The sequence below is a fragment of the Pseudomonas sp. B21-036 genome (assembly GCF_024748925.1).
In the GTDB taxonomy this organism is placed as follows: domain Bacteria; phylum Pseudomonadota; class Gammaproteobacteria; order Pseudomonadales; family Pseudomonadaceae; genus Aquipseudomonas; species Aquipseudomonas palmensis.
Window position 1 is genome coordinate 3,060,128 of record NZ_CP087178.1, and the last position, 23,039, is coordinate 3,083,166.

The following is a 23,039-nucleotide window of genomic DNA, read 5'->3' on the forward strand; positions in this document are numbered from 1 at the left end:
GCCCAGGTCAGCCCCATGCCCTACTCCCCCGCCGCATTGCAGATGCTCGAACAGCTCGGCATACCGTTGAACGCGGTGATCGAGCGCCATCTGCAGGAGTTCGTCGAAGCCAGCCTGCTGCAGTGGGCCGAGACCGGCCAGGACAACCGAAAGCACGAACTGATCGCCGTGGCCGCTCAGGCCTGGCGCCAGTTGAAAGCGGCTGCCGGTGCCGAGGGCGTGGCGCTTTACCTGGTGTCGGCCTTCAGAAGCGTCGAACGGCAGAAGAGCATCATCCAGCGCAAGCTGGACAAGGGGCAGAGCATCGAGCAGATCCTTGCGGTCTCGGCCCCGCCGTTCTTCAGCGAGCATCACACCGGGCGTGCCGTCGACATAGGCACCCCCGGCTGCACCGACCTGGAGCCAGAATTCGAAGCGACACCGGCATTCAGATGGTTGACCCGCAACGCAGCGACCTATGGCTTCGAGCTGTCGTACCCGCCCGACAATGACGCAGGCTACGTGCATGAGCCCTGGCACTGGCGCCATGTAGCCAGCTGATTCAGGCGGGCTGCGACGCCGCCGCCCGTGCAACCAGGCGCCGGTGGGCCCACACAGCCACCAGCAGCACCAGGGCACCGGCCACCAGCGCCACACCGAAGCCGGCCCGTGCACCTCTGCCATCCACCACCTGCCCCGATACCGCCGCCCCCACGGCCACACCGATGTTCAAGCCGGCCAGCAGCCAGGTCATGCCCTCGGTCAGACGATGTTCTGGCACCAGCCGCTCGACCAGGGTCATGGCCACGATCAGGGTCGGCGCAAAGAACAGCCCCGCCACCAGCACCGCCACACCCAGGCCCGGCAGGCTGGCGACCAGCAACAGCGGCAGGGTCGTGGCAGCGGTTGCCAGCCCACCCAGCAACAGCAGGCGCGGCAAGGGCACCTGCAGCTTGAGCGCACCGAACAGCAGCCCCGCCACGCACGACCCCACGGCATAGGCCGACAGCACCAGGCTGGCCGCCGCCGGCTGGCCGCGTTGCTCGGCAAAGGCCACGCTGACGATATCCACGGTGCCGACGATCATGCCCATCGCCACCATCAGCAGGGTCAGCAGGCGCACGTTGGCCAGGCGGATCACCGAGCCCGAACGATCCCCGGCAGCTTCCCGGGGCTGGATCGGCGGCTCGGTACTGCGCTGGATGACCAGTGCGAACACACCCAGCACCAGCAACAGTGCGGCCGCAAGCAGGCCCGCCTGGGGCAGTACCACCACCGCCAGGCCCACCGACAGCGGCGGCCCGGCAATGAAGCTGACCTCATCGAACACCGTCTCCAGCGAATACGCCGCTTGCAGCTGCGGCTGGCCACGGTACAGGGCAGTCCAGCGCGCACGCACCATCGCCGACACGCTCGGCATGCACCCTGCCAGCACCGCCCCGATGAACAGCGCCCAGTCGCCAGCCCGTTGCCAGGTGCTGGCCAGCACCAGCAGCAGGCCGAGGAGGCTGATGGCGGTGGCCGCAGGCAACACGCGGCGTTGCCCGAGGCGATCCACCAGGCGCGATACCTGTGGCGACAACAGCGCATAGCTCAGCACGAAGACCGCCGCCACTGCCCCGGCCAGTGCGTAGCTGCCACGCAATTGCGACAGCAAGGTGATGATGCCGATGCCTGTCATCGGCAGTGCGGTACGCGCCAGCAGCCCGGCCAAGGCAAAGCCCAGGGCGCCCGGCGCGGCAAAAAGGTCTCGATAAGGGTTGGCCATCTGATGCTCCAGGGCGGTGAATTGGCCGCTGACACGGCGGCGCGACAAGTTACATACGGCATGTATGTATAAAAAGCGTATATTCATACGCACCGAATGTAAATAATCATACGCACCGTATGTAAGGAGACACGCCCATGGCTCGCCGCACCCGTGCCGAAATGGAAGAAACCCGCGCCACCTTGCTCGCCACCGCCCGCAGCGTGTTCAGCGAACGCGGCTATGCCGATACCTCGATGGATGACCTGACCGCACAGGCCGGGCTGACCCGCGGCGCGTTGTATCACCACTTCGGCGACAAGCAGGGGCTGCTGGCGGCCGTGGTGGCGTCGATCGACGCCGAGATGGATGCACGCCTGCAGGCGCTCTCCGACACTGCCCGGACGCCCTGGGAAGGCTTTCGCCAGCGGTGCCGGGCGTATCTGGAAATGGCGCTGGAGCCGGATTACCAGCGCATCGTGCTGCGCGATGCCCCAGCCGTGCTGGGGGGCACCTCGACGGACGCGCAACGCCATTGCATCGCGTCGATCCAGGCACTGCTGGAACGGTTGATCGAGCAAGGCGTGGTGGCCGAGGCCGACCCGCAGGCTCTGGCCTCGCTGGTCTACGGCAGCCTGGCCGAGGCTGCGGTGTGGATCGCCCAGGGTGATGACGGCGATGCGCGACTGGCGCGCAGCACCGGCGCACTGGAACTGCTGCTGCGCGGGCTGCTGGCCAAACCATAGGGCATCAAGGCCACGCGAGGGTGGCCCGGATGAGGTGACAGCGGCGCACTAGCCCCACTGCAGGTTGAACACCATGAAGTTAAGCACCACCCACACCACCAGCGCCAGGTGAGTGAGCTGCAGGCCCTCCTGGCGTATCCAGTAGCCGAACCACAGCCCCCCGAGCAGCATGGCGAAAAGAAAGCCAAGGGCTGCGCTAAGCGCCAGGTTCAACCAGGGCCGGGCTGCGTCCAGGCCGCTGCCCAGCAGCAGGTGGTAGCAGCCCGCCCAGGCGGCCAGCACCGCCCCCGCCTGCAGCAGCACGACGACCATCAATGCCGCCCGGTGCACGGCGGGCGAGTGAATGGCCCGCGAGTACAGGGGCAGGTCGATCGCCGGGGCCTGGCGCAGGGGCGCCATCGACAGCGTGCCCCCGACGGCCGCCGCCGAACTGGCAAAGGCCTGCAGGTTGTTGACCAGGGCGATGCTCAACCACAGGGTGAACCCTGCGGCCAGTACCATCTGAAACATCAGCAGTGAAGTTGCAGTATCCACGAAGCGGTCCTCATCAGTTGTTCAGGGTGTTTGCGCTAAGCGTCCTGCCGGCAGGCGCGCGCCAGGCCAGGGCCTTGTACAGGTCCACGGCGTTGCCATAGGAGGCGGCCTGTGCCCGCGCGATGTCCTGGCGCAGACGCAACAGGTCGCGCTGGCTGTCCTTGACCGCCAGGTAGCTGCCCGAACCTGCGCCATAGCGCTGCTGGGCGATGGCGAACGCCGCCTCGCCATGCCGCGCCGCCTGCACCAGGCCGAGCAGGTGGCGCTGGTGCTCGGCCAACTGCGTGACTGCGCCCTCCACTTCTTCCACCGCCACCAGCAGCACCTGCTCGAAGTGCGCTGCCTCACCCTGGGCCAGCGCCTGGGTACCGCGCAGGCGCGCCCGCACCGAGCCCAGGTTGAACGCTGGCCAGGTCAGGCCGGGCGTCAGCTCGAACGCCCGCGCCGCACTGCCCAGGTCGCCGTCACGCAAGGCAAAGAAGCCGATGAACCCACCCAGGTTCAAACGTGGGTACAGGTCGGCAGTGGCAGCGCCCACATCCTGCACACGGGCAGCCAGCAGGCGTTCGGCCTGGACCACATCGGGCCGGTTGCGGATCAGCTGATCCACATCCCCCAGTGGCAGCTGGCGCGCCAATGGCATCGGCGGCACGTCACCCAGCGCGATGGCAAAGCTGCCGGGGCGCTGGCCTGTGAGCACCTGCAGCCGGTACAGGCGCCGCTGCAACTGGCTGCGCAGTGGCGCCACAGTCGATTGCGCCAGCAGCAGGTTGCTCTGCGCGCTCTCCAGCGCTTCGGGCAGGCCGGCGCCGGCGTGCAACTGCGCCTGGGTCAACTGCACGGTCTCCTGCCAGCTGCGCACCGCTTCTTCGGCCAGCAGCCCTTGCTGGCGTAGCCCCTGGGCCTCGAAGTAGGCCTGGGCCACCTGGGCCGCGATGCTCAACTGCACCTGTTCCAGGTCGGCCGCGGAGGCCTGCGCACGGGATTGGGCGGCGCGCTCCAGGTGATCGAGGCGGCCGAACAGGTCAAGCTCCCACTGCAGGTCCAGCCCCGCCCGCCACGATTCGGACAGGCTGCGGGCCGGCGGCTGCCCCTGCCTGGCCTGCTGCGCCAGGCTGCGCTGGTAGCTCGCGCTGCTGGTCACCGTCGGCAGGCGCTCCAGCGCCTGTTCATCCACATGGGCACGGGCCAGCAGCAGGCTGGCATGCGCCTGCTCGATGGCGTGGTTGTGGGCCAGGGCGTTGGCGATCAGGCGTTCCAGCTGCGGGTCGTCGAAAAAGGTCCACCAGGCTGACGTCGGCTGCACCGGCGTCGCAGCGAAGGCCTGCGCCTGCGGGCTGACCACATGAATGGGCGCCACCTCGGGGGCGTGATATTGCGGCCCGACGCTGCAGGCGGCCTGCAACGCCACGGCGCCCAGCAACAGCGGATAACGGCTGAACCCCTTCATGGCCTTGCCTCCCTGTGCCCAAGCGCAAGGCCCTGCTCGGCCTCCTCCAGTTGCTGCTTGCGCGGGCTGTGCACGCGATGATCACGGGCCAGCCAGGCATACACCGTGGGCAGCACGAACAAGGTGAACAGCGTGCCTATCAACATGCCGCAGACAATGACCACACCCAGGCCGAAACGGCTGTTGGCACCGGCGCCGCTGGCGAACAGCAGCGGCATCACGCCGAAGGTCATCGCGGCGGTGGTCATCAGTACCGGGCGCAGGCGAATCTGCGCGGCGCGGATGATCGCCCCGGCACGGTCGAGGTTCTCGCGCAGCTGGATCTCGTTGGCGAACTCCACCATCAGAATGCCGTGCTTGCTGATCAGCCCGATCAGGGTCACCAGCCCGATCTGCGTGTAGATGTTGAGGGTGGCCCAGCCCAGTGCGAGCGGCAGCAGTGCGCCGCAGATCGACAGCGGCACGGTGACCAGGATGATCAGCGGGTCCACCAGGCTTTCGTACTGGGCCGCGAGCACCAGGTAGATGACCACCATCGCGGCGAGAAACGCCAGCACCAGTGCATTGCCTTCCTGCACGTACTGGCGCGACTCGGACTGCCAGTCATGGCTGAACTCCGGCGGCAGTTCGCTGGCCAGTTGCTGCAGAAACGCCACCGCCTGCCCCTGGGAAACCCCCGGTGCCGGGATGGCCTGCAGCGTGCTCGCATTCTGCTGGTCGAACTGCAGCAGACGGTTGGGCTCGACCGTCATCTGCAGCCGCACCACGGCAGACAACGGCACCAGTTGCCCCGCTTCGCTGCGCACATACTGGCGCTCTAGCGCCTGGGGCGTCAGGCGCTGATCCTGGGTGCTCTGCGGGATCACGTCATACGAGCGGCCATACAGCGCGAAGCGGTTGATGTACTGCTCGCCCACCAGCACGGCCAGGGAGTCGCCGAGGGCCTGCATGCCGATGCCCAGGCTGGCGGCCTTGGCGCGGTCGACCGTCACCTTGACCACCGGGTTGTTGTAGTCCAGGTCGCTGTCCACCACCGCGAACAGGCCGCTGTCGCGGGCACGCTGCTTGAGGGTTTCCATGGTCTGGTACAGCACCGGGTAGTCCTGCGCGCTGCGCAGCACCATCTGCACCGGCAAGCCACCGCTGGAGCCTGGCAGCGAGGCCACCTGGAAGGCAAAGATGCTGCTGCCCTCCACTTCGCTCACGGCCTGCTGCAGGTCGGCCTGGACCTGATCGGCCGAGCGCTCGCGGGCCTGCCACAGGCTGAGGTTGATGCCGCCGAAGCTGCTGGCCGGCCCGTCGGTGCCGTTGATGATCCAGGTGTCGGTGGTTTCCGGCAGGCTGTGCATAACCTGGTCGAGCTTGCTGGCGAAGCGCTCGGCATAGTCGAGGCTGGCGTACTGCGGCGACTTGATGGCGGTGAGCACGGCGGCCTGGTCCTCGGGTGGCGCCAGCTCGCGTTGCGGCTGCAGGTACAGCCACGGTAGGCTCAGGCACACCAGCAAGGCGACGCCGCCGCTGACCCAGCGACGCGACAGCGAGTGCGCCAGTGCCCGCCCGTAGGCGCTGGCCAGCCCGCCGAACACCTTCTCGGCAAGCCTGGCCATGCGCCCCTCCTGCTGGCCGGGCTTGAGCAGCAGCGAGCTCATCACCGGCGACAGGGTCAGGGCCACCACCCCCGAGACGATCACCGCCCCGGCCAGGGTCAGGGCGAACTCGCGAAACAGCGTGCCGGTGAGCCCGCCGATCAGGCCGATGGGGGCATACACGGCGGCCAGCGTGAGGGTCATGGCGATCACCGGCCCGGCGATCTCGCGGGCACCGACCAGCGCGGCGGCCACCGGCGTCTGGCCCTCCTCGATATGGCGGTGCACGTTCTCCACCACCACGATCGCGTCGTCCACCACCAGCCCGATGGCCAGCACCATCGCCAGCAGGGTCAGCAGGTTGAGGCTGAAGCCGAACGCCAGCATCAGCCCGGCCGCGCCGAGCATCGACAGCGGGATCGCCAGCACCGGGATGGCTACGCTGCGCAACGAGCCCAGGCACAACCAGATCACCAGCACCACGATCACGATCGCCTCGACCAGTGTGTGCAGCACTTCCTGGATCGAGGCCTCGATAAAGCGTGCAGTCTCGTAGGCCAGCGCCACGTTGACCCCTGGCGGCAGGGTCTGCTGGATCTGCGGCAGCAGCTTGCGAATGCCGTCGACGATCACCAGCGGGTTGCCCGCAGGCGTCGGGAACAGGCCCAGGTGCACCGCCGGGCGGCCATCCATGGTGGCGCTTGTCTGGGTGGCCGCGGCGCCCAGTTCGACCGTGCCCACATCGCGCAGGCGCACCAGCGCCGTGCCGTCATTGCGAATCACCAGGTCGCGAAAGGCCTCGACACTGGTCAGGTCGGTATCGATGCGTATGTCGGCCAGCACGAACTGGCCGCGTACCTGCCCGGGCGTGGCCTGGTAGTTGTTGCTGCGCACGGCATCGGCCACCTCGGCGGCGGTCACGCCGCGCCCGGCCATGCGTTCGCTGTCCAGCCACAGGCGCATGGCCAGGGTCTGGCCACCGAAGGTCTGGATCTTGGCCACGCCGTCGATGCCGGAAAGCTGCGGCTCGACCACTCGCGACAGGTAGTCGCTGAGTTCGGGAATCGACAGCGTGTCGCTGGCAAAGCCCACATAGGCCACGGCGGTGGAATCCCCGGCCGACAGCTCCACCACCGGGTCGTAGGCCTTGTCCGGCAGGCGGTAGCGCACCTGGTTGACCTTGGCCATGGTCTCGCCCAGCGCCTGGGTCGAGTCGCGGTTCAGCTCCATGCGCAGGGTCACCAGGCTGCGGCCCTGCACCGACGACGAAGACAGGTAGTCGATGCCTTCCACTGACGACACCGCCTGGGTGATCGGCTGGGTCACGAAGCCCTGCATCAGTTCGGCCGATGCACCCGGGTACTCGGTGCTGACGGTAATGGTGGCGGTTTCCAGCAACGGGTACTGGCGGATGGGCAGCTTGCCCAGGGCGAACAGGCCGGCCAGCACGATCAGGCTGCTGACCACCAGGGCCAGCACCGGGCGACGCACAAAACTGTCGGTGAACCTCATGAGGCGTCGCCCCCGTCGGCGTTGTGCAGCGTGTCATTGGCCACCTGCTCCACCTGCATGCCGTCACTGAGCTTGAGCTGGCCCGAGACCACCACGCGGTCGCCCGCCTTGAGCCCGGAGGTGACTTCCACCTGGCCCTTCCAGCGCTCGCCGGTGGTCACCTGCACGCGGTGCACGCTCAGGCCGCGTTCCGGGTCGTGGTTGGCAATGAACACGGTCTGGCCGTAGGCGGTATAGGTGATGGCGGTTTCCGGCACGGCCATCACCCGGGTCGGCTGCGCCGCCGCGAGCTGCACGCTGGCGTACATGCCGGCCTGCAACTGCCCGTCCGGGTTGGCGAGGGTGGCCTGCACCCACACTGCGCGCGCCTTGCCCACCATCGGGTCGATGGCGTTGATGCGCGCCGCAAAGGTCTTTTGCGGCAGTGCATCCACCGCCAGGGCGGCGGTCTGCCCCACCTGCAAGCCCGGGGCGGCATGCTCGGCCAGCGAGAAGTTCACCCGCAGTTGCGTGGCGTCCACCAGGCTGGCCACGGCGTCACCGGCATTCAAATACTGGCCTTGATGCACGCGGCGGATGCCCAGCTTGCCGGCAAAGGGGGCCCGGATCGCCTTCTGCGCAATCCGTGCATCGACCTGCTGCAGTTCGCCCTCGGCCATCTGCACGGCGGCGGTGGCATTGTCGAGTTGCTCCTGGGTAGTGACATTGGCGGTGCGCAGCTTGCTGATGCGCTGATGCAGGGTGCGGGCATTGCGCAGCTGTGCGCTCAGGCGCACCCGGTCGGCCTGCTCGGGGGCATCGTTGAGCTGCACCAGCAGTTGCCCGGCCTTGACCCTTTGCCCCGACTCGAAGGCGATGCGCGTGATGCGCCCGGTGGTTTCTGCGGCCACCTGCACCTGGTGGGCGGCTTCCAGCTCGCCGGCCGCGAAGGTCTGGCGGGGCGCCTCACGCGAGGTGACGGTGGCCAGCGCGACCTTGGTCACCGGCCACGCCGCAGTGGCGTGCGCCGCCGAGTCCTTTCTGGTCAGCAGCATGACGACGGCCAGCACGCACACAACAGCGGCGCCCCCTCCCAACAGCATCCTCTTGCCCATCTTTGCTCCGCTCATCGGTGTGGTGTGTTCGCTGCACAGCGCATCCCGTGCCGACGGCTGGCATCGGCACGGCAAAGCGGTTGCAGGAAAGATCGGGCCGGACTATAAAACCTCAACTTAACTTGAGGTCAACACACGTGGCGGCAGAAAAGACGATGGATGGTGCGCGCTCGCTCACCATCGGCGAGGTGGCCAGGCGCAGTGGCGTGCCGATTTCCACCTTGCACTTCTACGAGTCCAAGGGGTTGATCGCCAGCACGCGCAATGCCGGCAACCAGCGGCGATTTCCGGCGTTGGTGCTGCGCAGCATCGCGATCATCAAGGTGGCGCAGCGCACCGGTATTCCGCTGGAAGAGATCAAGCATGCGATGAGCCGCTACCCGCCCAACAGCAAATTGACGGCGGCGCAGTGGGGTGAGATGTCATCGGCCTGGCGCGAGAACCTGAATGCGCGCATCCGGACGCTGGAGGCATTGAGGGATAGCCTGGACAACTGCATCGGTTGTGGCTGCCTGTCGCTGGATGATTGCCCGTTGCGCAACCCGGGGGATGCGCTGGGGCAGGATGGACCGGGGCCGAGGATTCTGGAAGGGGCTGCCGAGGGTTAGGCGCGAGGGTTGCGGGTGGTCTGGCTGATGCACCGTGCACGCAGGTTCTGCGACCGCTTCGCGCTCGTTCGCCAGCAATGCTGGCTCCTACAGCCCTGGGGCTTCTGCCCGAAGGGCGTAGGAGCGGGCCTTGCCCGCGAACTGGCGCGCAGCGCCAGCAAAACCTGCGAACGCGATCTGGCTGATGCATCGCACACGCAGGTTCTGCGACCGCTTCGCGCTCGTTCGCCAGCAATGCTGGCTCCTACAGCCCTGTGGCTTCTGCCCGAAGGGCGTAGGAGCGGGCCTTGCCCGCGAACTGGCGCGCAGCGCCAGCAAAACCTGCAAACGCGATCTGGCTGATGCATCGCGCACGATCGTCGGCCAGCAGCAGCCCACCTGCACGCCTGTGGTTTCAAACGGAGCGACAGCGCTCCATCAATCGACCCGCATGGAGCGCAGTCACTCCATATAACCAAGCCCCGCTGCGGCCAGTTTCGCCACCTCAAGGGTGCCGCCCGGTGGTTGATGGTCTTCGAGCAGCCAGCTGACCGACAGGCCCGACCACGCAAGCACCCACTGCAACAACCGACGAGGTTCCATGCCGGCGGCCTTGGCGACGATCTCGACCCGGTGCGCGAAGCGCCCCGGTACCAGCGCCTGCTCACCATCGGGATTGCAGAAAATGTTCGCGTAATCGAAGCCCCGCTCGCCATACAGCCCCTTGGGGTCGATGGCGAGCCAGCCGGCTGCGCCGAAATCGAGCACGTTGCCGTGGTGGATGTCGCCATGCAGTACCCCCACATCGCGCGGCGCGGCCAGCAGTTCGCGGGCGGTGCTGGCGCAGTGCAGCAGAAGACCGCCGTGCCTGTCGGCCCCGTGCCACAACCCCTCGAACCACTGCTCCAGTGGCACCAGAGCGGGCATGGGCGTGGCGCGCGGTGCGTGCAGGCGGGCGGCAACCGCGCAAAGGATGCGCGTGGCCTGCTCGTCGTGCCCGTCCTTGACCATCTGCGTCAGTGCATCCGTACCTTGCGCGCGCACCATAAGAAGGGCTTGGCCGTCGTGAGCCAGTACCGGCGCTGCCCCCTCGCCCTGCCACCACGCCATGAGCAGGCTCCCCGCCTGTTCTTCGGCAACGTGCGAAATCTTCAGCATGGCTGGCCTGCCCTGCTGGCGCACCGGCAGCAGGGTGCCGTTCAGCGAGTCGAACGGCTCGCCATCGACAGTCAGTTGCCAGCGCTTGAGATAGTCGTCAAACATGCCGTGGCCTGGGTAGCGAGGCGATCATCTGATCAAAGGCCTCCAGCGCATAGCGCCCTTCCAGGCGCTGCAACGTGGGCAACTGCGCGGGCAAACCGAATTGCACCCTGCCGGGCAGTACCTGCTCGATGGCGCCGTACCAGTTCAGCACTGCTTCCTGCAGGCGCACGTGCAGCTCGAACCTGCTGCGCCGACGCGTGCTGTCGGCCCGGGCCCGCTCCCGTGCCAGCTGCGGGTCGATGCGCGCAACCAGGTAGGCGTCGGCAAAACCGATGCTCCCTTGCGCGAAGGTCTGCCGGGTAGCGTCCAGTTCCACCTGCCAGTCGCGCTCACTGGCCTCGCCGATCTGCCACAGGCTCCAGATGTAATGCAGCTTGAGCGGGTCGCTGTCGCATACGGCCCGCGAACGGCGCTGCTCCATGGCCAGCGCCGCCTGCCAGCGATCGACGTTGCGTTCGGCCCAGAACGCAGCCGCCCCGAGCGGATCTGTCGCGCGATCGGGCTCGTTCTCAAAACGCCCGTTTTCGGCAATCAACTGTTGCTCGGCGTGACTTGTGCACCAGGTGGTCTTGCCACTGGCGCTGATACCTTCGACTACCACAATCATTGCAACTGCCACTCCGTTGAACAGGGCTTGCCGCAAAGCCCAAAACCGGCCGACATCATACAAGCCGCCGAGCGTGTGCAATACACAGGTGCGTGCACCACCCCATCTGCAGGATAAGAAGAACTGATAAGGCATGAGGCCTAATCATTGGATCTGATACGGCTCACCGTTCAAGAATGCGCACCTGTTCTGCTCCCCCTGCCTTCTGGAGAAATACATGTCGTTTGTCGTGCCTGTTCTTGACCCGCAGATTGCAGAGATAGCACCTGGGTTCCGTGCCATGAGCATCTGCGTCAAAGCCACGCCAATCACCCGGCCCGAGGTGGCGACCAACGCCCTGACGCAGGCCTGTGAGGCGGTCACAGCCGGCGCCCCGGACTGGGCAGAGGCGCACCTTGCGGCATGGGCACACACCTTCCGGCTGTTCGGCGCCAAGCCGCAGCGCACGCCGTGCTCGGCCGAGGCACTGCGCAAGCGCGTGCTGCGCGACGCCGTGCTGCCGAGCATCGACCCCATTGTCGACCTGTACAACGCCATCAGCCTCAGGTTCGCCGTGCCGGTCGGCGGCGAGAATTTCGCTGCCTACATAGGTGTGCCGCATTTGACCGTTGCCACCGGTACGGAGCTGTTCGACACCATCAAGGACGGCAGCGCCGCCAACGAATCGCCCGACAAGGGTGAAGTGATCTGGCGCGACGACCTGGGTGTGACGTGTCGGCGCTGGAACTGGCGCCAGGGAACCCGAACGCGCCTGGACGCCGATGCAGAACAGATGTGGTTCATCCTCGAAAGCCTGCCTGCAATGCCCCTGGAGGCACTGCAAGCCGCGGCTGACGAACTGGGCACCGGACTTTTGCAGATGATGCCGGGTGCCACGATCGACCGGCAGTTGATCGAACTCTACTGAGTTGCGCGCGCCGAGGGTCAGAGCCGGTGAACGCTGATCTTGACCCCCTCCTCGGGGTCGGGCACCCGAAAGTGGCTGGTGATCAGATCGAACTCGGCGTCGGTCGCGGCGAACTCATGCTCGGCGCGGCCGTTGCGAAGGTGCAGCCTGGCCCGGCAAGTCTCATCGCTTGCCTCGATGTAGTGAACGCAGTGCGGCACCTGTGCGGCGTCGGCCAGGGCGCGCAGCCATTGGCGATCGGCAGGCGTGTTGGCCGGAAAGTCCAGCACCACGCTGGTGCCCGCCCTGAGCATGTCGGTAACCAGCGGCCCCATCACCGCCCGCACCTGGCGGGCAAGGCGCACGTAGTCGGCCACCGAGTGGATCTGCTGCGGGTACAGCCTGGAGAGCCAGTGATCCTCGCTCAGCAAGATCGCCGCGTGTTCGGTTGCCAGGGCCTTGGCCAGTGTCGACTTGCCGGAGGCGATCTTGCCGCACATCAGATGAAGCGTCGGGGTGACCATGGCGTTGTCCTGATTGATGAACCGCCATGATGCCGTGCCGGCGATTGCACCCACAACAGTAGAACGCGCTCAGAGGTTCATGCCGATGGCCAGCCGGTTGAACGCATTCATCAACGCCACCGCCAAGCTCAGGTCGGAAATCTCGACGTCGGAAAAATGGGCTTTCAAGGGCTCGTACAACGCATCGGGGGCGCCCTTTTCGCTGACGTGGGTCAGCGTCTCGGCCCAGGCCAGTGCGGCGCGCTCGCGCTCGTTGAACAGCCCACTGATGCGCCAGCCGGCCAGGCAATCGAGCTTGGCTTGCGCCACCTCGCTGTCACGCAGGGTTTGCGAATGCTTGCCCAGGCAGAAGGCGCAGCCGTTGATCTGCGAAATGCGCAGGTACACCAGTTCGATCAATGGCAGGCCCAGGGAACTGGCGGCCAGTGCGTTGTTGGTGGCGAGCAGGCCTTGGTAGGCCTCAGGCGACAGGGAAGCGAACGGCAGTCTGAGTTGGCTCATGGTGAAACTCCAGTGAAGTGAAAGGGATCAGGCGCAAACCTGTGGGTTGAACAAGGGCTCCAGCGCCAGGCGCGCGCGGCCGGCGTCGATTGCGCTACGCACCGCCTGCTCGCTGCCCACCAGGCCCTGCAGGTAGGTGAAGTGCAGGTCGAACAGCCCGAGGGTGTTGAGTACATGGCGCAGGTACGGCGTGAGAAAGTCCGGTTGGCGCGCCGCCTCGCCCTGGTGAATGCCACCGGAGCCCACCAGCACGTACACCGGGCGGTCGCGCAGCAAACCGACCTTGCCCTGCGGGCCGGCACTGAAGGTACGGTGAATGCGCAGCACGTAGTCGATCCACAGCTTGAGCGCGGCCGGCAGCATGAAGTTGTGCATAGGCGTTGCAATCAGCAGCACATCGCTGCGCTCCAGTTCCTGGATCAACGCCTCGGACACCTCGAAAGTGGGTGCGTCGAATGGCGTGCGGGTGGTCAGGGCGCGGGCGTAATCGGTATCGAGCGGGGGCAGCGGGCTCGCGCCCAGATCACGCTCGATCAGTTGCAGCTCGGGGTGGCGCCGGCGCAAGGTGGCGACCAGCTCCAGCGCCAGTTGATTGGCATGGGACACCGCCCCCTGCGGGCTGGCGTTGAGCAGCAGTATGTTGTTCATTGCGGGCTCCCCGGCTTAAGGCTTTGGGTAAAGTGCATGCCACGGGCCAGCAACCCCTGGCGAAAATAGAAGCGCTGGGCCAGCGGCATGTGCAGGCCGGTATCCAGCACGAAGTGATCGCAACCGCGCTGCAGCGCCTCGTCACGCACGGCGCTCAGCAACTGCGCGCCCAGGCCGCCGCGTTGCAGGTCGGGGCTTACCACCAGGTCATCGACATAGATGAAGCGCCCGTACAACAGGTTTTCCAGCGGGCGGTAGCCCGCCAGGCCCACCACCTGCTCACCCTCCCACGCCGCCAACAAGCGGTAGCCCTGCGCCGACTGACGCTGCAGCTGCGCCACATAGTCGGCCAGGTCGTTGAGGTGCGGGCGCAGTACACGCATCAGTTCAAAGCTGGCTTCAAAGGCTGCGTGGCTTTCGAGGTGTTGAAGGGTGTAGGCCATGGTCGTCGTCCGCTTTTCAAGAGCGCCCACTTTAAGCAAGCAATGGCTTAAGCTACAGGGCCGAAAAATGAATAAACGACTAGGCCAAGATGCTTTCCTTCGAACTGGACCGCAGCCAGCAGGCGCCGATCTATCGCCAGCTCTACCAGCGCTTTCGCGAATCCATCGCCGACGGCCGCCTGCGCCCAGGTGATCGCGTGCCGGCCGTTCGCGCCCTGGCCGCCGAGCTGAACCTGGCGCGGGGCACCGTGGAGGCGGCCTACCAGTTGTTGATCGGCGAAGGCTACCTGATGGCGCGCGGCGCCGCCGGCACGGTGGTCACCCCGCAACTGACCCCGGTTGCCCCACCCCAGCTAGGCCCTGGCGTATCCGCCAGCACCTACCCGACCACCCATTCCGGCGAGCTGCCACTGCCCTTGCAGATGGGCCTGCCGGCCCTGGACGCCTTCCCGCGCAAGCTGTGGACGCGGCTGGCCGGCCGGCAACTGCGTCAAGGCGGCCTGGAAAGCCTGGTGTACCCGGACCCACGCGGCCACGCACCGCTACGGGCGGCGATTGCCACTTACCTGGGCATCTCGCGGGGCATCACCTGCCGCCCCGAGCAGGTGTTCGTGTGCGCCGGCTATCGCGCCTGCCTCGACCTGATTTGCCATACGCTGATGCAGCCGGGCGACCGCTGCTGGCTCGAGGAACCCGGCTACTTCATGGCCCGCAACGCCCTGCAGGAAGCCGGCGCGCAGCTGGTGCCCGTCAGCGTGGACGACCAGGGCCTGGATGTGGAACAGGGCATCGCCCGCGCGGTGGATGCACGCTTCGCCGTGGTCACCCCCACCCACCAGAGCCCGCTGGGCGTGTCGCTGTCGCTGCCGCGCCGGCTGGCGCTGCTGGCGTGGGCCAACCGGCAAGGCAGCTGGATCATCGAGGACGACTACGACAGCGAATACCGTTATCGCGGCAAGCCCCTGCCCGCCCTCAAGAGCCTCGACCAGCAGGGCCGCGTGCTCTACACCGGCACCTTCAGCAAGGTGCTGTTCCCCGGCTTGCGTCTGGCCTACCTGGTGGTGCCGGCGCAGCAGTGCGAGGCCTTCGCCCGCCAGGCCGACCGGCTGCACAACCACTGCCCTTACCTGCTGCAGGCCACCGTGGCGGCGTTTATCAACGAAGGCCACTTTGCGCGGCACCTGAACAAGATGCGCAATCTGTACGCCCGGCGCCGGCAATGGCTGATCGAGGCATTGCAGCAGCAGTTGGGCGAGCGTTTGCTGATCGATACCCAGGCAGGCGGCATGCACCTGGTAGCCGGTTTGCCCGGCGTGGACGATGTAAAACTGGCCAAGCGCGCGCGGGCCGCCGGGCTGGCGGTGGAGCCGCTATCGCAGTGGTACCTGGCAGGTGCGCCCAGGCACGGGCTGGTAATGGGGTTTACCAATGTTGCCAGTGCGCAGCAGGCGGCGATGGTGGCGCGGGAACTGGCTCGGCTTGCATAGGGGCAGCAACCCCTATCAGAGCAAACCCGGCTAGGCACGACGAGGGGGCAAAGGCGGATGCTATTGCTCACCGCATCTTCAGGAGGTTTTGTTCGGTGACCGACTCAAGCAACAGCCATGCCTACGCAAAACGGTTCGACGCCGTACTCGCCTATATCGATACCTGCCTCGAGGGCGATCTCTCGGTGAGTGCACTGAGCCGCGTCGCCAACTTCTCGGTGTTTCATTTTCACCGGCAATTCACGGCGTATGTAGGCGTGCCGGTTGCACAGTATGTGCAGTTGATGAGGCTTCGGCGCGCTGCGCATCAACTGGTCGGTTCACCGGGTCAGTCCGTGCTGGAGACAGCACTGGGTGCTGGCTTCGAAAGCCCCGAGGCCTTTTCAAGGGCGTTCAGGCGCGCCTTTGGCATGGCGCCGAGTGCGTTCGCCAAGGCACCGAGCTGGCAGGTCTGGAATGCGGTCTTCGTTGTCCCTCACTTTTCCAGGAGTATCACCATGCAGATCCGTATCGTGACGTTCGCCGAAACCCGCGTGGCGGCGCTTGAACATTGCGGGGCGCCCGGCCTCGTCAGTCAAAGCGTCAGTCGTTTTCGTCAGTGGCGCATGCAGAGCGGTCAGTCGCCAGTGGCCGTGAGCCGCTCGTTTGGCATCCCCTATGACAATCCCGATACCACGCCCGCAGAGGCCTTCAGGTTCGCGATTTGCGGCGAGATAGACGAGGCCGTGCTGCCCAACGAATTCGGCGTGCATGAACGGGTCATCCCGGCAGGGCGTTGCGCCGTGATTCGCCATACGGGGTCGCCTGACTACATCGGAGAATCCATCTACCCGCTTTACCGCAACTGGCTACCCTCCAGTAACGAAGAGCTTCGGGATCACCCGTTGTTCTTCCATTACCTGAGCGTGTTTCCCGAAACACCGCAGGATCAATGGCAGACGGATATCTACGTTCCGTTGAAATAGGCGAAGCTGGCGTGTGAAACGGGTTGCCGCTCGGTGGGTGAGTTGCCGGCCGAGCGGCAGTGGTGCCAAAAGCGGACCGTGCGAGCCGATGTCTGAGCCACCGGCCTTCGAAAGTCGTAAATCATCAAACCGGCAGGATGCGCGTCCAGTAACGGGTAATCTGCTGGATTCGGATGGGTAACGAACGGGCGATAGTGTTCAATGTCAGCTCGATGTTGCCAAGCGAGTACGAGCCCGACACCCGCAAGTGGCTGACCTCCGAGGCGCAGCCCAGATAGCCGGGGCAATAGCGCTGCAACTCGTTGATGAGTGTATCCAGCCTCCAGCCCTCCACTACCAGCCGCCCCTGAGCCCAGGCCTCTTCGCCTTTTTTCAAAGGCTGCGTGGCAAACAGTCGCTGACGATCAAGTGTCACCGCTTGCCCTTGCTCGATCACGACCTCGCCTTCAGCCTGCTCAGGACGGACCGCAACGGCATGCTGGTAGACGCTGAGGCGTGTCAGCCCGTCGAGTTGGCGCACGGCGAAGCGAGTGCCCAATGCGCGCAGATCACCCTGTGCACTGCGCACCAGCAACGGACGTGAGTCCTTGCCGGTGGTTACATGGACCTCCCCCGCCCGAAGCACCAGCAAGCGCGTGCTGGCATTGAACAGTACATCCAGCGCGGTATCGGTATCCAATACCAGCAGGGTGCCGTCGGCAAGAGCCGCTTGGCGCTGTTCTCCGGTGCGCGTTCTGAGGTCGGCCATCCATCTGGGCGCAACGTCATATCCCTGCCATGCCAATGAACCGGCGCCGGCGCCCAGCAACAGCCCCTTGAGTAGCGTGCGGCGATTCGGGCCGCTTTCGCGCAGCGTGGACTTTTCCATGACGTTCCAGGCCAACTGCTGCGGCATGCCGCCCAGGCGCGCCTGCAATTCGGTCAACTGCTGCCATGCCCATTCATGCTCCGCCCTCCGGCAGTGCCAGCGTTGCCACTGCGCGCGCAGCGCCGCGTCTTCAGGGTTCGCGCACAGCTGCGCGAACCACTGCGCCGCATGGCGAAGTGCTTGGCGCTGGGCGTCGGTGGTCACCACGGATTGTCCACCAGGTACAGGAGGCAGCGTTCGGTGGCCCGGGCCATGTACTTGGTTACCGAGCTGGCGGACACCTGCAGGTGCTCGGCGATTTGAGGGTAGGTAAGCCCTTGCACTTGCGACATCAGGAACGCCGTTTTGGCCTTCACGCCCAGGCCGTCAAGCATGCGATCCAGCTCCAGAAGTGTCTGGAGCAACGAAAGCTGTTCTTCGGCAGAAATCTCGAACGACTCGGGCTGCGCGGCGAGCACTTCCAGATAGGCACGCTCCACCGACTGACGGCGAAAACTGTCGATCATTACCCGCTTGGCGATGGTTACCAGAAAATGCCGAGGCTCATTGAGCATGGCCGCCCGGGGTTCACGGCGCTCGGCGAGCAGCACGCGAACAAAGGTGTCCTGGGCGAAGTCTGCCGCCGCCTGGGAACACCCGGTGCGCTTGCGCAGCCAACTGATGAGCCAGGGTTGATGGTCATTGTAGAGGGTCGCGATAAGGTTGCCAGACGGCATATCCAGGCCAAACAGTGAATAAGAATTAATCGCAATATAGTGAAATGATGGCCTGAGAGCAATCGACTTCTGGCCGTGAAAATCAGGCCAGGAAAAAATTTCGAAACGCGTTGTCACTTTCCTCTCGGCTACGCGACTCCTTTTGCAGACACCTCACAAAATGCCAACAACCGCATCAGGAGTAAGCATGCAGCATCCCCTTCCAGGCTTCTGCACCGCCACGTTGAACACCCCAAGCGCGCTATGCCTTGCCCTACTTGGCGCATCGTTGTTGATGGCCACTCCAGCACTTGGCCACGCGGCTGAAGGCCAGGTAACAGCCCGTACGCTGCATCAGCAGGAATTTGCCATTGAAGCCGGGGCGCTGGCCACTGTGCTGAACAGCTTTGCCACCGAAGCAGGCGTGGTGCTGTCGTTCGACAACGGGCTGACCGAAGGCAAGCAGAGCCGGGGCATCAATGGCCGCTACAGCATCGACCAGGGCTTTGCCGTGTTGCTGAGCGGGTCCGGGTTGCAGGCGGTTGCAGGTGGGGACAACAGCTATGTGCTGCTGCCGGCTGCACCGTCGGGTTCATTGCAATTGGACGCGACCAACGTGACAGGCTCGGGGCTGGGCGCCATCACCGAGGATTCGGGGTCGTACACCACAGGTAGCACCACCACAGCGACGCGGATGAATCTCTCGCTGCGCGAAACGCCGCAGTCGATCAGCGTCGTCACGCGTCAGCAGATGGACGACCAGAACATGCAGTCCCTGGAAGACGTTGCAAGGGCAGCCACGGGCATCAGCACGGTCAAGGGGTTCGGCACTGAGCGTCCGCTTTACTACTCGCGAGGGTTCCAGGTCGACGACCTGCAATTCGATGGCCTGCCGAGCAGCGTCACGGAAAGCTTCTCGATGGACGTCATGTCGGTGAACAACATGGCCATGTATGACCGGGTGGAGATTGTCCGAGGCGCAAACGGCCTGATGCAAGGGGCAGGTAATCCGTCTGCGGCCATCAACATGGTTCGCAAGCGACCGACACGTGAATACCGGCTCAAGGCAGAGATCGGTGCTGGCTCGTGGGACAACTACCGCACGCAACTCGACGTTGGCGGCCCCTTGAACGCAGAGGGCACCGTGCGTGGCCGTACGGTCCTGATGTACAACAGTCGAAACAGCTATCAGGACTACGCTGACAAGGACAACCAACTGTTCTACGCCATCGGCGAAGTCGACCTGAATGACTCGACCACGGTTGCAGTGGGGGCGTCCTTCCAGCAGGACAACAGTGGCGGCTACGATTGGGGCGGTTTGCCTACCCACCTGGATGGCAGCTCATACAACTTCTCGCGGTCGAAGTCGTTCGCTGGAAAGTGGGCGTACCTGGACAAGATCAACCGCAACGTCTTTGCCGATATCAAGCACAGCTTCAATGAGGACTGGAACCTCACCGTCGCCACCAACCTGATTTGGTCCAATTCGGATTTTCTCGCTCAGGTTGGGTACCACACCAAGGACACCGACTCGACGATGCAGTACTGGCCGAACAGCGCCCGTTACGATGACGAACAGATCAATCTCGACGCGGCGCTCAACGGTGCGTTCAACCTGCTGGGGCGCAAGCATGAGGTGGTGATCGGTACCAACTTGCGGCGTGACAGGCTGCAATACGTCACAGGCTCGTCCAGCGTGAACCCTATCGTCGACATTCTGGACTTCGATACCTCCACATTCCCGAAACCGCAGATAGTCGGCAGCCTGACGCCCAGTCGACATGTGCGCAAGGACAAGGGGATCTATGCAGCCACTCGCCTGAACCCATTCGATGATCTGCACGTGATTCTGGGCAGCCGCTTGAGTTGGGTCGACTACGACACCCAGGGCCCGTGGGAGACGGACCGCTTCAGGGAAAACCGCAAGATCATCCCCTACGGCGGCATCGTCTACGACGTCAATGACACTACCTCGGTGTATGCCAGCTATACCGAGATCTACAAGATGCAGAGCAACTACAGCGTCGACAACAAACTGCTCGCACCCACAACGGGCAGCAACTACGAAGTGGGCGTAAAAAACGAACTGTTCGATGGCAGGCTCAATACCTCCCTGGCGCTGTTCCAGGTGGATCAGACAGGCCTTGCGCAGGTCGTGCCCGAGGCTGGGCGCGTGTGTGGGCCCACGCGCGATTCGCGGTGCTACACCGAGGGCGCCAAAGTACGAAACCGCGGGTTCGATGCCGAGGTCTCGGGCGAGTTGATGCCCGGGTGGAATGCCTCCATGGGCTACACCTACAGCCATCCAGAATACGTGGCGGGTAGCAGGAAGGGTGACACCTATGGCACAGAGAACTCGCCACAGCGACTGTTCAAGGCCGCCACCACCTACCAGTTGCCAGGTAGCCTGGACCAATGGCGAGTCGGGACCAGCGTGTACCATCAGAGCAAGCTGTACCTGAACAGTATTTCGCAGAGTGCCTACAACCTTGTGGACTTGAATGCCAACTTCCGGATCGACCAGAACCTGAGCGTTCAGTTGAACCTCAACAACGTTTTCGACGAGAAGTACTACACCGCGATTTTCAGCCAGGACACCGGAAACTATTACGGCGAACCCCGCAACTTTGCCGTCACGCTGCGCTACGAGAACTAGCCGTGAGCAGTGGTCGGCAGGACGATTTCAAGCGGCTGTAACGGCCGCTTGGATGGACCCTATGCTCACCACGATTTTCATGTTGAACGGCCAGGCAGCTCGCGCTGGGTGAACCAGGTGGTGGGCGAGCGAAGTGACAGCTCCCCACGACCAGTCGCTTGCATCGAACTGGATCAGAAAGCCACCGAACGCTGACAGGCCGACGTTGCCACGATCATCCCGCGCTTGAGCACCATCAACCGTGTGGGCAGGTCGAGAATCACGTCACCTACCGAATGCGTCTCCAGCAACACCACGTCAGCAGGCGCACCCGGCACCAACCCATAATCCTTCAACCCCATCGCTTTCGCCGGATGGGTAGTGAGCATCGACAGTACCGTGGCCTGGTCATCCGCCCCGCCCAGGTGACAGGCCGGAATCGCCAATTGCGCGATGTTGAGCAAGTCGCCGGTGCCAAACGGGGTGAATGCGTTGCGAATATTGTTGGTGGCAAGGCACACATTCACGCCGCCATCACGCAGGGCCCGCACCGGCGTCAGGGTACGGCGCACGTCATGGCTGTCGCCGCGCGCACCGAGGTGCAAGTCGGTGGCGGGCAGGCACATGACGCTGATGCCGGCCTCGCGAATCAAGGCAATGATCTCCCGCTGTTTGTGCGGTGCCACGGCACCCAGGCTGGTCAGGTGACCGACGCATACGCGCCCTTGATAGCCTTGCTCGATGGTCTTGCGCGCCAGGTACTCAATGGTCATGTGCTCGGCGTTGTCGGCGAAGTCCTGATGGAAGTCGATGTCCTTGCCGTAGCGCCTGGCCAGGTTGAATACATAGTCGATGTGGTCATGGGCCGAGTCGTCGTTGTAGGGAATGCCGCCCACTACATCTGCGCCCTTCTCCATGGCCTCAACCATCATTGCCTGCATGCCCGGCAGTTTCAGTATTCCCTCCTGCGGGAAGGCCACCACCTGGATGTCGATGACGTCGCGCAGCTTGTCGCGCAGTTCCAGCACCACATCAAAGCCGGTGAAGCCTTGCACCGGGTCGAATTCGGCGTGGGCGCGTACGTGGGTAGTGCCGGACTGCACCAACGCACGTAGTGCTTGAGTGGAGCGCGCGAGAATGTCGTCGCGAGTCAACGTGGGTTTGAGCTCGGCGGTAACCGCTATCGCCTCCTTCAACGTGCCGGAGCGATTGGCCTTGCGGTGCATGATGTTGGCTTTTTCCAGGTGCAGGTGCCCTTCGACAAAGCCCGGGATCAGCACGTTGCCGTGGCCCTGGATTTCCTGCACGGCCTGCACTGAAATTGTCGGCGCGATTTCGACAATCTTGCCGTGGTGCACCGCTACGTCCATCAGCGGTTTTGTATCGTCGATGCGCACATTGCGAAAGATCAGGTCCATGACGTTGGCCCTCTATGATGCTGCCCCAAGGCGCATCGGTAAAAAACGAACCATGGGCAGCTCAACCGTTGGAACAGCCGTTACCCATCACTCGGTATTCAAGAATGTGTTTCTGGCCCTTGGAGTCTTCATACGTCATGAGCACAGGTACCACGGCGCAGACGTGCGCGACTTCGCTGATGGAAATGACGCGGGCGATGTCCAGGTGCTGGGCATAGCTGTATTGCTCAACCGGTATCGGTTCGTCGGCCATCGCCGCAGCACAGAAAAAACTCGCTATCAGTACAGGTAACGCCTTCATGTTCAGAGGCCCTCCTCCACATTTTCAAGAACATGGAGCCCGGCAGCCATGCAGCGCCGGGCCCCATGGGTGGGGTGATCAGAACGGTTTGGTCGGCAGGTACTTGCCATCCAGGGTGATCACCGCGCGGGAGCCGCCGTCTGGGTCATCGACCTTCTTGACGTCCAGTTTGAAGTTGATGGCGCTGATGATGCCGTCGCCGAACTTCTCGTGAACCAGCGCCTTGAGCGTGGTGCCGTAGACCTGAATCATTTCGTAGAAGCGGTAGATGGTCGGGTCGGTAGGAATGCCGTTGCCGATGCTGCCACGCAGCGGGATGCTTTGCAGCAGGAGCACGGCATCGGCGTCGAGGCCCAGGGTGTCGGCAACCACCTGGGCTGCGTTGGCCGGCAGCGGGTGCTGACCAAGCAAGGCGGCGGTGACAAAAGCTTCGTGCAGGCCGGTGCCTTCTGCAATCTGAGCGAACGACAGGTCTTTGCGGGCCTTGGCCAACAGGATGACGTCGGTCAGGGCAAGGCGAGTGTCTTGGCTGATTTGTGATTGGATCATGGGGATATCTCCGT

Annotated in this window: 23 protein-coding genes; 7 read left to right on the top strand and 16 right to left on the bottom strand. The window is 64.6% G+C overall.

Translation table 11 applies throughout. The features are described 5' to 3' along the window. The first annotated feature begins 15 nt into the window (after nucleotides 1-15). Nucleotides 16-540, top strand: coding sequence for a D-alanyl-D-alanine carboxypeptidase family protein (locus LOY33_RS13795; RefSeq protein WP_258658797.1), 525 nt, complete (start codon nucleotides 16-18; stop codon nucleotides 538-540). A gap of 1 nt (nucleotide 541) precedes the next feature. On the opposite strand, the gene LOY33_RS13800 is transcribed toward LOY33_RS13795, so the two are convergent. Next, nucleotides 542-1,747, bottom strand: coding sequence for an MFS transporter (locus LOY33_RS13800; RefSeq protein WP_258658800.1), 1,206 nt, complete (start codon nucleotides 1,745-1,747; stop codon nucleotides 542-544). A 137-nt stretch (nucleotides 1,748-1,884) separates the two neighbouring features. Between LOY33_RS13800 and LOY33_RS13805 the strand changes: the two genes are divergently transcribed. After that, on the top strand, nucleotides 1,885-2,472 hold the full coding sequence (locus tag LOY33_RS13805) for a TetR/AcrR family transcriptional regulator (RefSeq protein ID WP_043861388.1): 588 nt from the start codon (nucleotides 1,885-1,887) through the stop codon (nucleotides 2,470-2,472). A gap of 48 nt (nucleotides 2,473-2,520) precedes the next feature. Here the strand turns inward: LOY33_RS13805 and LOY33_RS13810 are convergent, their stop codons facing one another. From LOY33_RS13810 to LOY33_RS13825, 4 genes are read right to left on the bottom strand one after another with little or no spacing between them, the layout of a single operon-like run. Continuing rightward, entirely contained in the window at nucleotides 2,521-3,006 is a 486-nt protein-coding gene (locus tag LOY33_RS13810; RefSeq protein ID WP_258658804.1) for a DUF2165 domain-containing protein, read from the bottom strand. A gap of 13 nt (nucleotides 3,007-3,019) precedes the next feature. Further along, a complete protein-coding gene (locus LOY33_RS13815; RefSeq protein WP_258658807.1) occupies nucleotides 3,020-4,456 on the bottom strand; it encodes an efflux transporter outer membrane subunit in 1,437 nt (478 codons plus the stop codon). Further along, complete coding sequence (locus LOY33_RS13820) at nucleotides 4,453-7,554, bottom strand: MexW/MexI family multidrug efflux RND transporter permease subunit (protein WP_258658809.1); 3,102 nt, start codon at nucleotides 7,552-7,554, stop codon at nucleotides 4,453-4,455. The genes LOY33_RS13815 and LOY33_RS13820 overlap by 4 nt, the downstream gene beginning before the upstream one ends. Continuing rightward, entirely contained in the window at nucleotides 7,551-8,648 is a 1,098-nt protein-coding gene (locus tag LOY33_RS13825) for an efflux RND transporter periplasmic adaptor subunit (RefSeq protein WP_258658813.1), read from the bottom strand. The genes LOY33_RS13820 and LOY33_RS13825 overlap by 4 nt, the downstream gene beginning before the upstream one ends. Before the next feature lie 155 nt (nucleotides 8,649-8,803). Here LOY33_RS13825 and soxR point away from each other — a divergent pair, with 155 nt between their 5' ends. After that, nucleotides 8,804-9,256 carry a redox-sensitive transcriptional activator SoxR gene (gene soxR / locus LOY33_RS13830; RefSeq protein WP_054914623.1) on the top strand — a complete coding sequence of 151 codons (453 nt, stop codon included), beginning with the start codon at nucleotides 8,804-8,806 and terminating at the stop codon, nucleotides 9,254-9,256. Between the two features lie 441 nt (nucleotides 9,257-9,697). Here soxR and LOY33_RS13835 read toward each other — a convergent pair whose 3' ends face one another. Further along, nucleotides 9,698-10,498, bottom strand: a complete 801-nt coding sequence (locus tag LOY33_RS13835; protein ID WP_258658817.1) for an aminoglycoside phosphotransferase family protein — start codon at nucleotides 10,496-10,498, stop codon at nucleotides 9,698-9,700. Continuing rightward, on the bottom strand, nucleotides 10,491-11,105 hold the full coding sequence (locus tag LOY33_RS13840; protein WP_258658820.1) for a hypothetical protein: 615 nt from the start codon (nucleotides 11,103-11,105) through the stop codon (nucleotides 10,491-10,493). The genes LOY33_RS13835 and LOY33_RS13840 overlap by 8 nt, the downstream gene beginning before the upstream one ends. 217 nt (nucleotides 11,106-11,322) lie before the next feature. On the opposite strand from LOY33_RS13840, the gene LOY33_RS13845 reads away from it, so the two are divergent. Continuing rightward, nucleotides 11,323-12,012 carry a B3/4 domain-containing protein gene (locus tag LOY33_RS13845; protein WP_104572342.1) on the top strand — a complete coding sequence of 230 codons (690 nt, stop codon included), beginning with the start codon at nucleotides 11,323-11,325 and terminating at the stop codon, nucleotides 12,010-12,012. 17 nt (nucleotides 12,013-12,029) lie between these two features. Here the strand turns inward: LOY33_RS13845 and LOY33_RS13850 are convergent, their stop codons facing one another. The 4 genes from LOY33_RS13850 to LOY33_RS13865 form a co-directional block, all read right to left on the bottom strand. Continuing rightward, the gene (locus LOY33_RS13850) at nucleotides 12,030-12,515 is read right to left on the bottom strand and encodes an ATP-binding protein (protein WP_043861400.1); all 486 of its coding nucleotides are present in this window, start codon (nucleotides 12,513-12,515) and stop codon (nucleotides 12,030-12,032) included. A 69-nt stretch (nucleotides 12,516-12,584) separates the two neighbouring features. Continuing rightward, the gene (locus LOY33_RS13855; RefSeq protein WP_258658828.1) at nucleotides 12,585-13,016 is read right to left on the bottom strand and encodes a carboxymuconolactone decarboxylase family protein; all 432 of its coding nucleotides are present in this window, start codon (nucleotides 13,014-13,016) and stop codon (nucleotides 12,585-12,587) included. 27 nt (nucleotides 13,017-13,043) lie between these two features. After that, the gene (locus tag LOY33_RS13860; protein WP_258658830.1) at nucleotides 13,044-13,664 is read right to left on the bottom strand and encodes an FMN-dependent NADH-azoreductase; all 621 of its coding nucleotides are present in this window, start codon (nucleotides 13,662-13,664) and stop codon (nucleotides 13,044-13,046) included. Continuing rightward, nucleotides 13,661-14,107, bottom strand: coding sequence for a GNAT family N-acetyltransferase (locus tag LOY33_RS13865; RefSeq protein WP_043861403.1), 447 nt, complete (start codon nucleotides 14,105-14,107; stop codon nucleotides 13,661-13,663). The genes LOY33_RS13860 and LOY33_RS13865 overlap by 4 nt, the downstream gene beginning before the upstream one ends. A gap of 89 nt (nucleotides 14,108-14,196) precedes the next feature. On the opposite strand from LOY33_RS13865, the gene LOY33_RS13870 reads away from it, so the two are divergent. Both LOY33_RS13870 and LOY33_RS13875 read left to right on the top strand, forming a co-directional pair. Next, nucleotides 14,197-15,594: a PLP-dependent aminotransferase family protein gene (locus tag LOY33_RS13870; protein WP_258658840.1), complete on the top strand. Its 1,398-nt coding sequence runs from the start codon at nucleotides 14,197-14,199 to the stop codon at nucleotides 15,592-15,594. Nucleotides 15,595-15,689: 95 nt separating this feature from the next. Next, nucleotides 15,690-16,559: a GyrI-like domain-containing protein gene (locus tag LOY33_RS13875; protein ID WP_258658843.1), complete on the top strand. Its 870-nt coding sequence runs from the start codon at nucleotides 15,690-15,692 to the stop codon at nucleotides 16,557-16,559. A 124-nt stretch (nucleotides 16,560-16,683) separates the two neighbouring features. Here LOY33_RS13875 and LOY33_RS13880 read toward each other — a convergent pair whose 3' ends face one another. Continuing rightward, the gene (locus LOY33_RS13880) at nucleotides 16,684-17,631 is read right to left on the bottom strand and encodes a FecR domain-containing protein (RefSeq protein ID WP_123752713.1); all 948 of its coding nucleotides are present in this window, start codon (nucleotides 17,629-17,631) and stop codon (nucleotides 16,684-16,686) included. Then, nucleotides 17,628-18,143 (bottom strand): sigma-70 family RNA polymerase sigma factor, encoded by a 516-nt coding sequence (locus LOY33_RS13885; RefSeq protein WP_054914633.1) that lies wholly within the window; start codon nucleotides 18,141-18,143, stop codon nucleotides 17,628-17,630. The genes LOY33_RS13880 and LOY33_RS13885 overlap by 4 nt, the downstream gene beginning before the upstream one ends. 187 nt (nucleotides 18,144-18,330) lie before the next feature. On the opposite strand from LOY33_RS13885, the gene LOY33_RS13890 reads away from it, so the two are divergent. Then, nucleotides 18,331-20,778 carry a TonB-dependent receptor gene (locus tag LOY33_RS13890; protein WP_258658846.1) on the top strand — a complete coding sequence of 816 codons (2,448 nt, stop codon included), beginning with the start codon at nucleotides 18,331-18,333 and terminating at the stop codon, nucleotides 20,776-20,778. 173 nt (nucleotides 20,779-20,951) lie between these two features. On the opposite strand, the gene LOY33_RS13895 is transcribed toward LOY33_RS13890, so the two are convergent. From LOY33_RS13895 to cynS, 3 genes are all read right to left on the bottom strand, one after another. Beyond that, on the bottom strand, nucleotides 20,952-22,175 hold the full coding sequence (locus tag LOY33_RS13895) for an amidohydrolase family protein (RefSeq protein ID WP_258658848.1): 1,224 nt from the start codon (nucleotides 22,173-22,175) through the stop codon (nucleotides 20,952-20,954). Nucleotides 22,176-22,236: 61 nt separating this feature from the next. Continuing rightward, nucleotides 22,237-22,476 (bottom strand): DUF2790 domain-containing protein, encoded by a 240-nt coding sequence (locus LOY33_RS13900; RefSeq protein ID WP_058540084.1) that lies wholly within the window; start codon nucleotides 22,474-22,476, stop codon nucleotides 22,237-22,239. Between the two features lie 78 nt (nucleotides 22,477-22,554). Continuing rightward, nucleotides 22,555-23,025 (bottom strand): cyanase, encoded by a 471-nt coding sequence (gene cynS, locus LOY33_RS13905; RefSeq protein ID WP_043861410.1) that lies wholly within the window; start codon nucleotides 23,023-23,025, stop codon nucleotides 22,555-22,557. Between the last annotated feature and the right edge of the window lie 14 nt (nucleotides 23,026-23,039).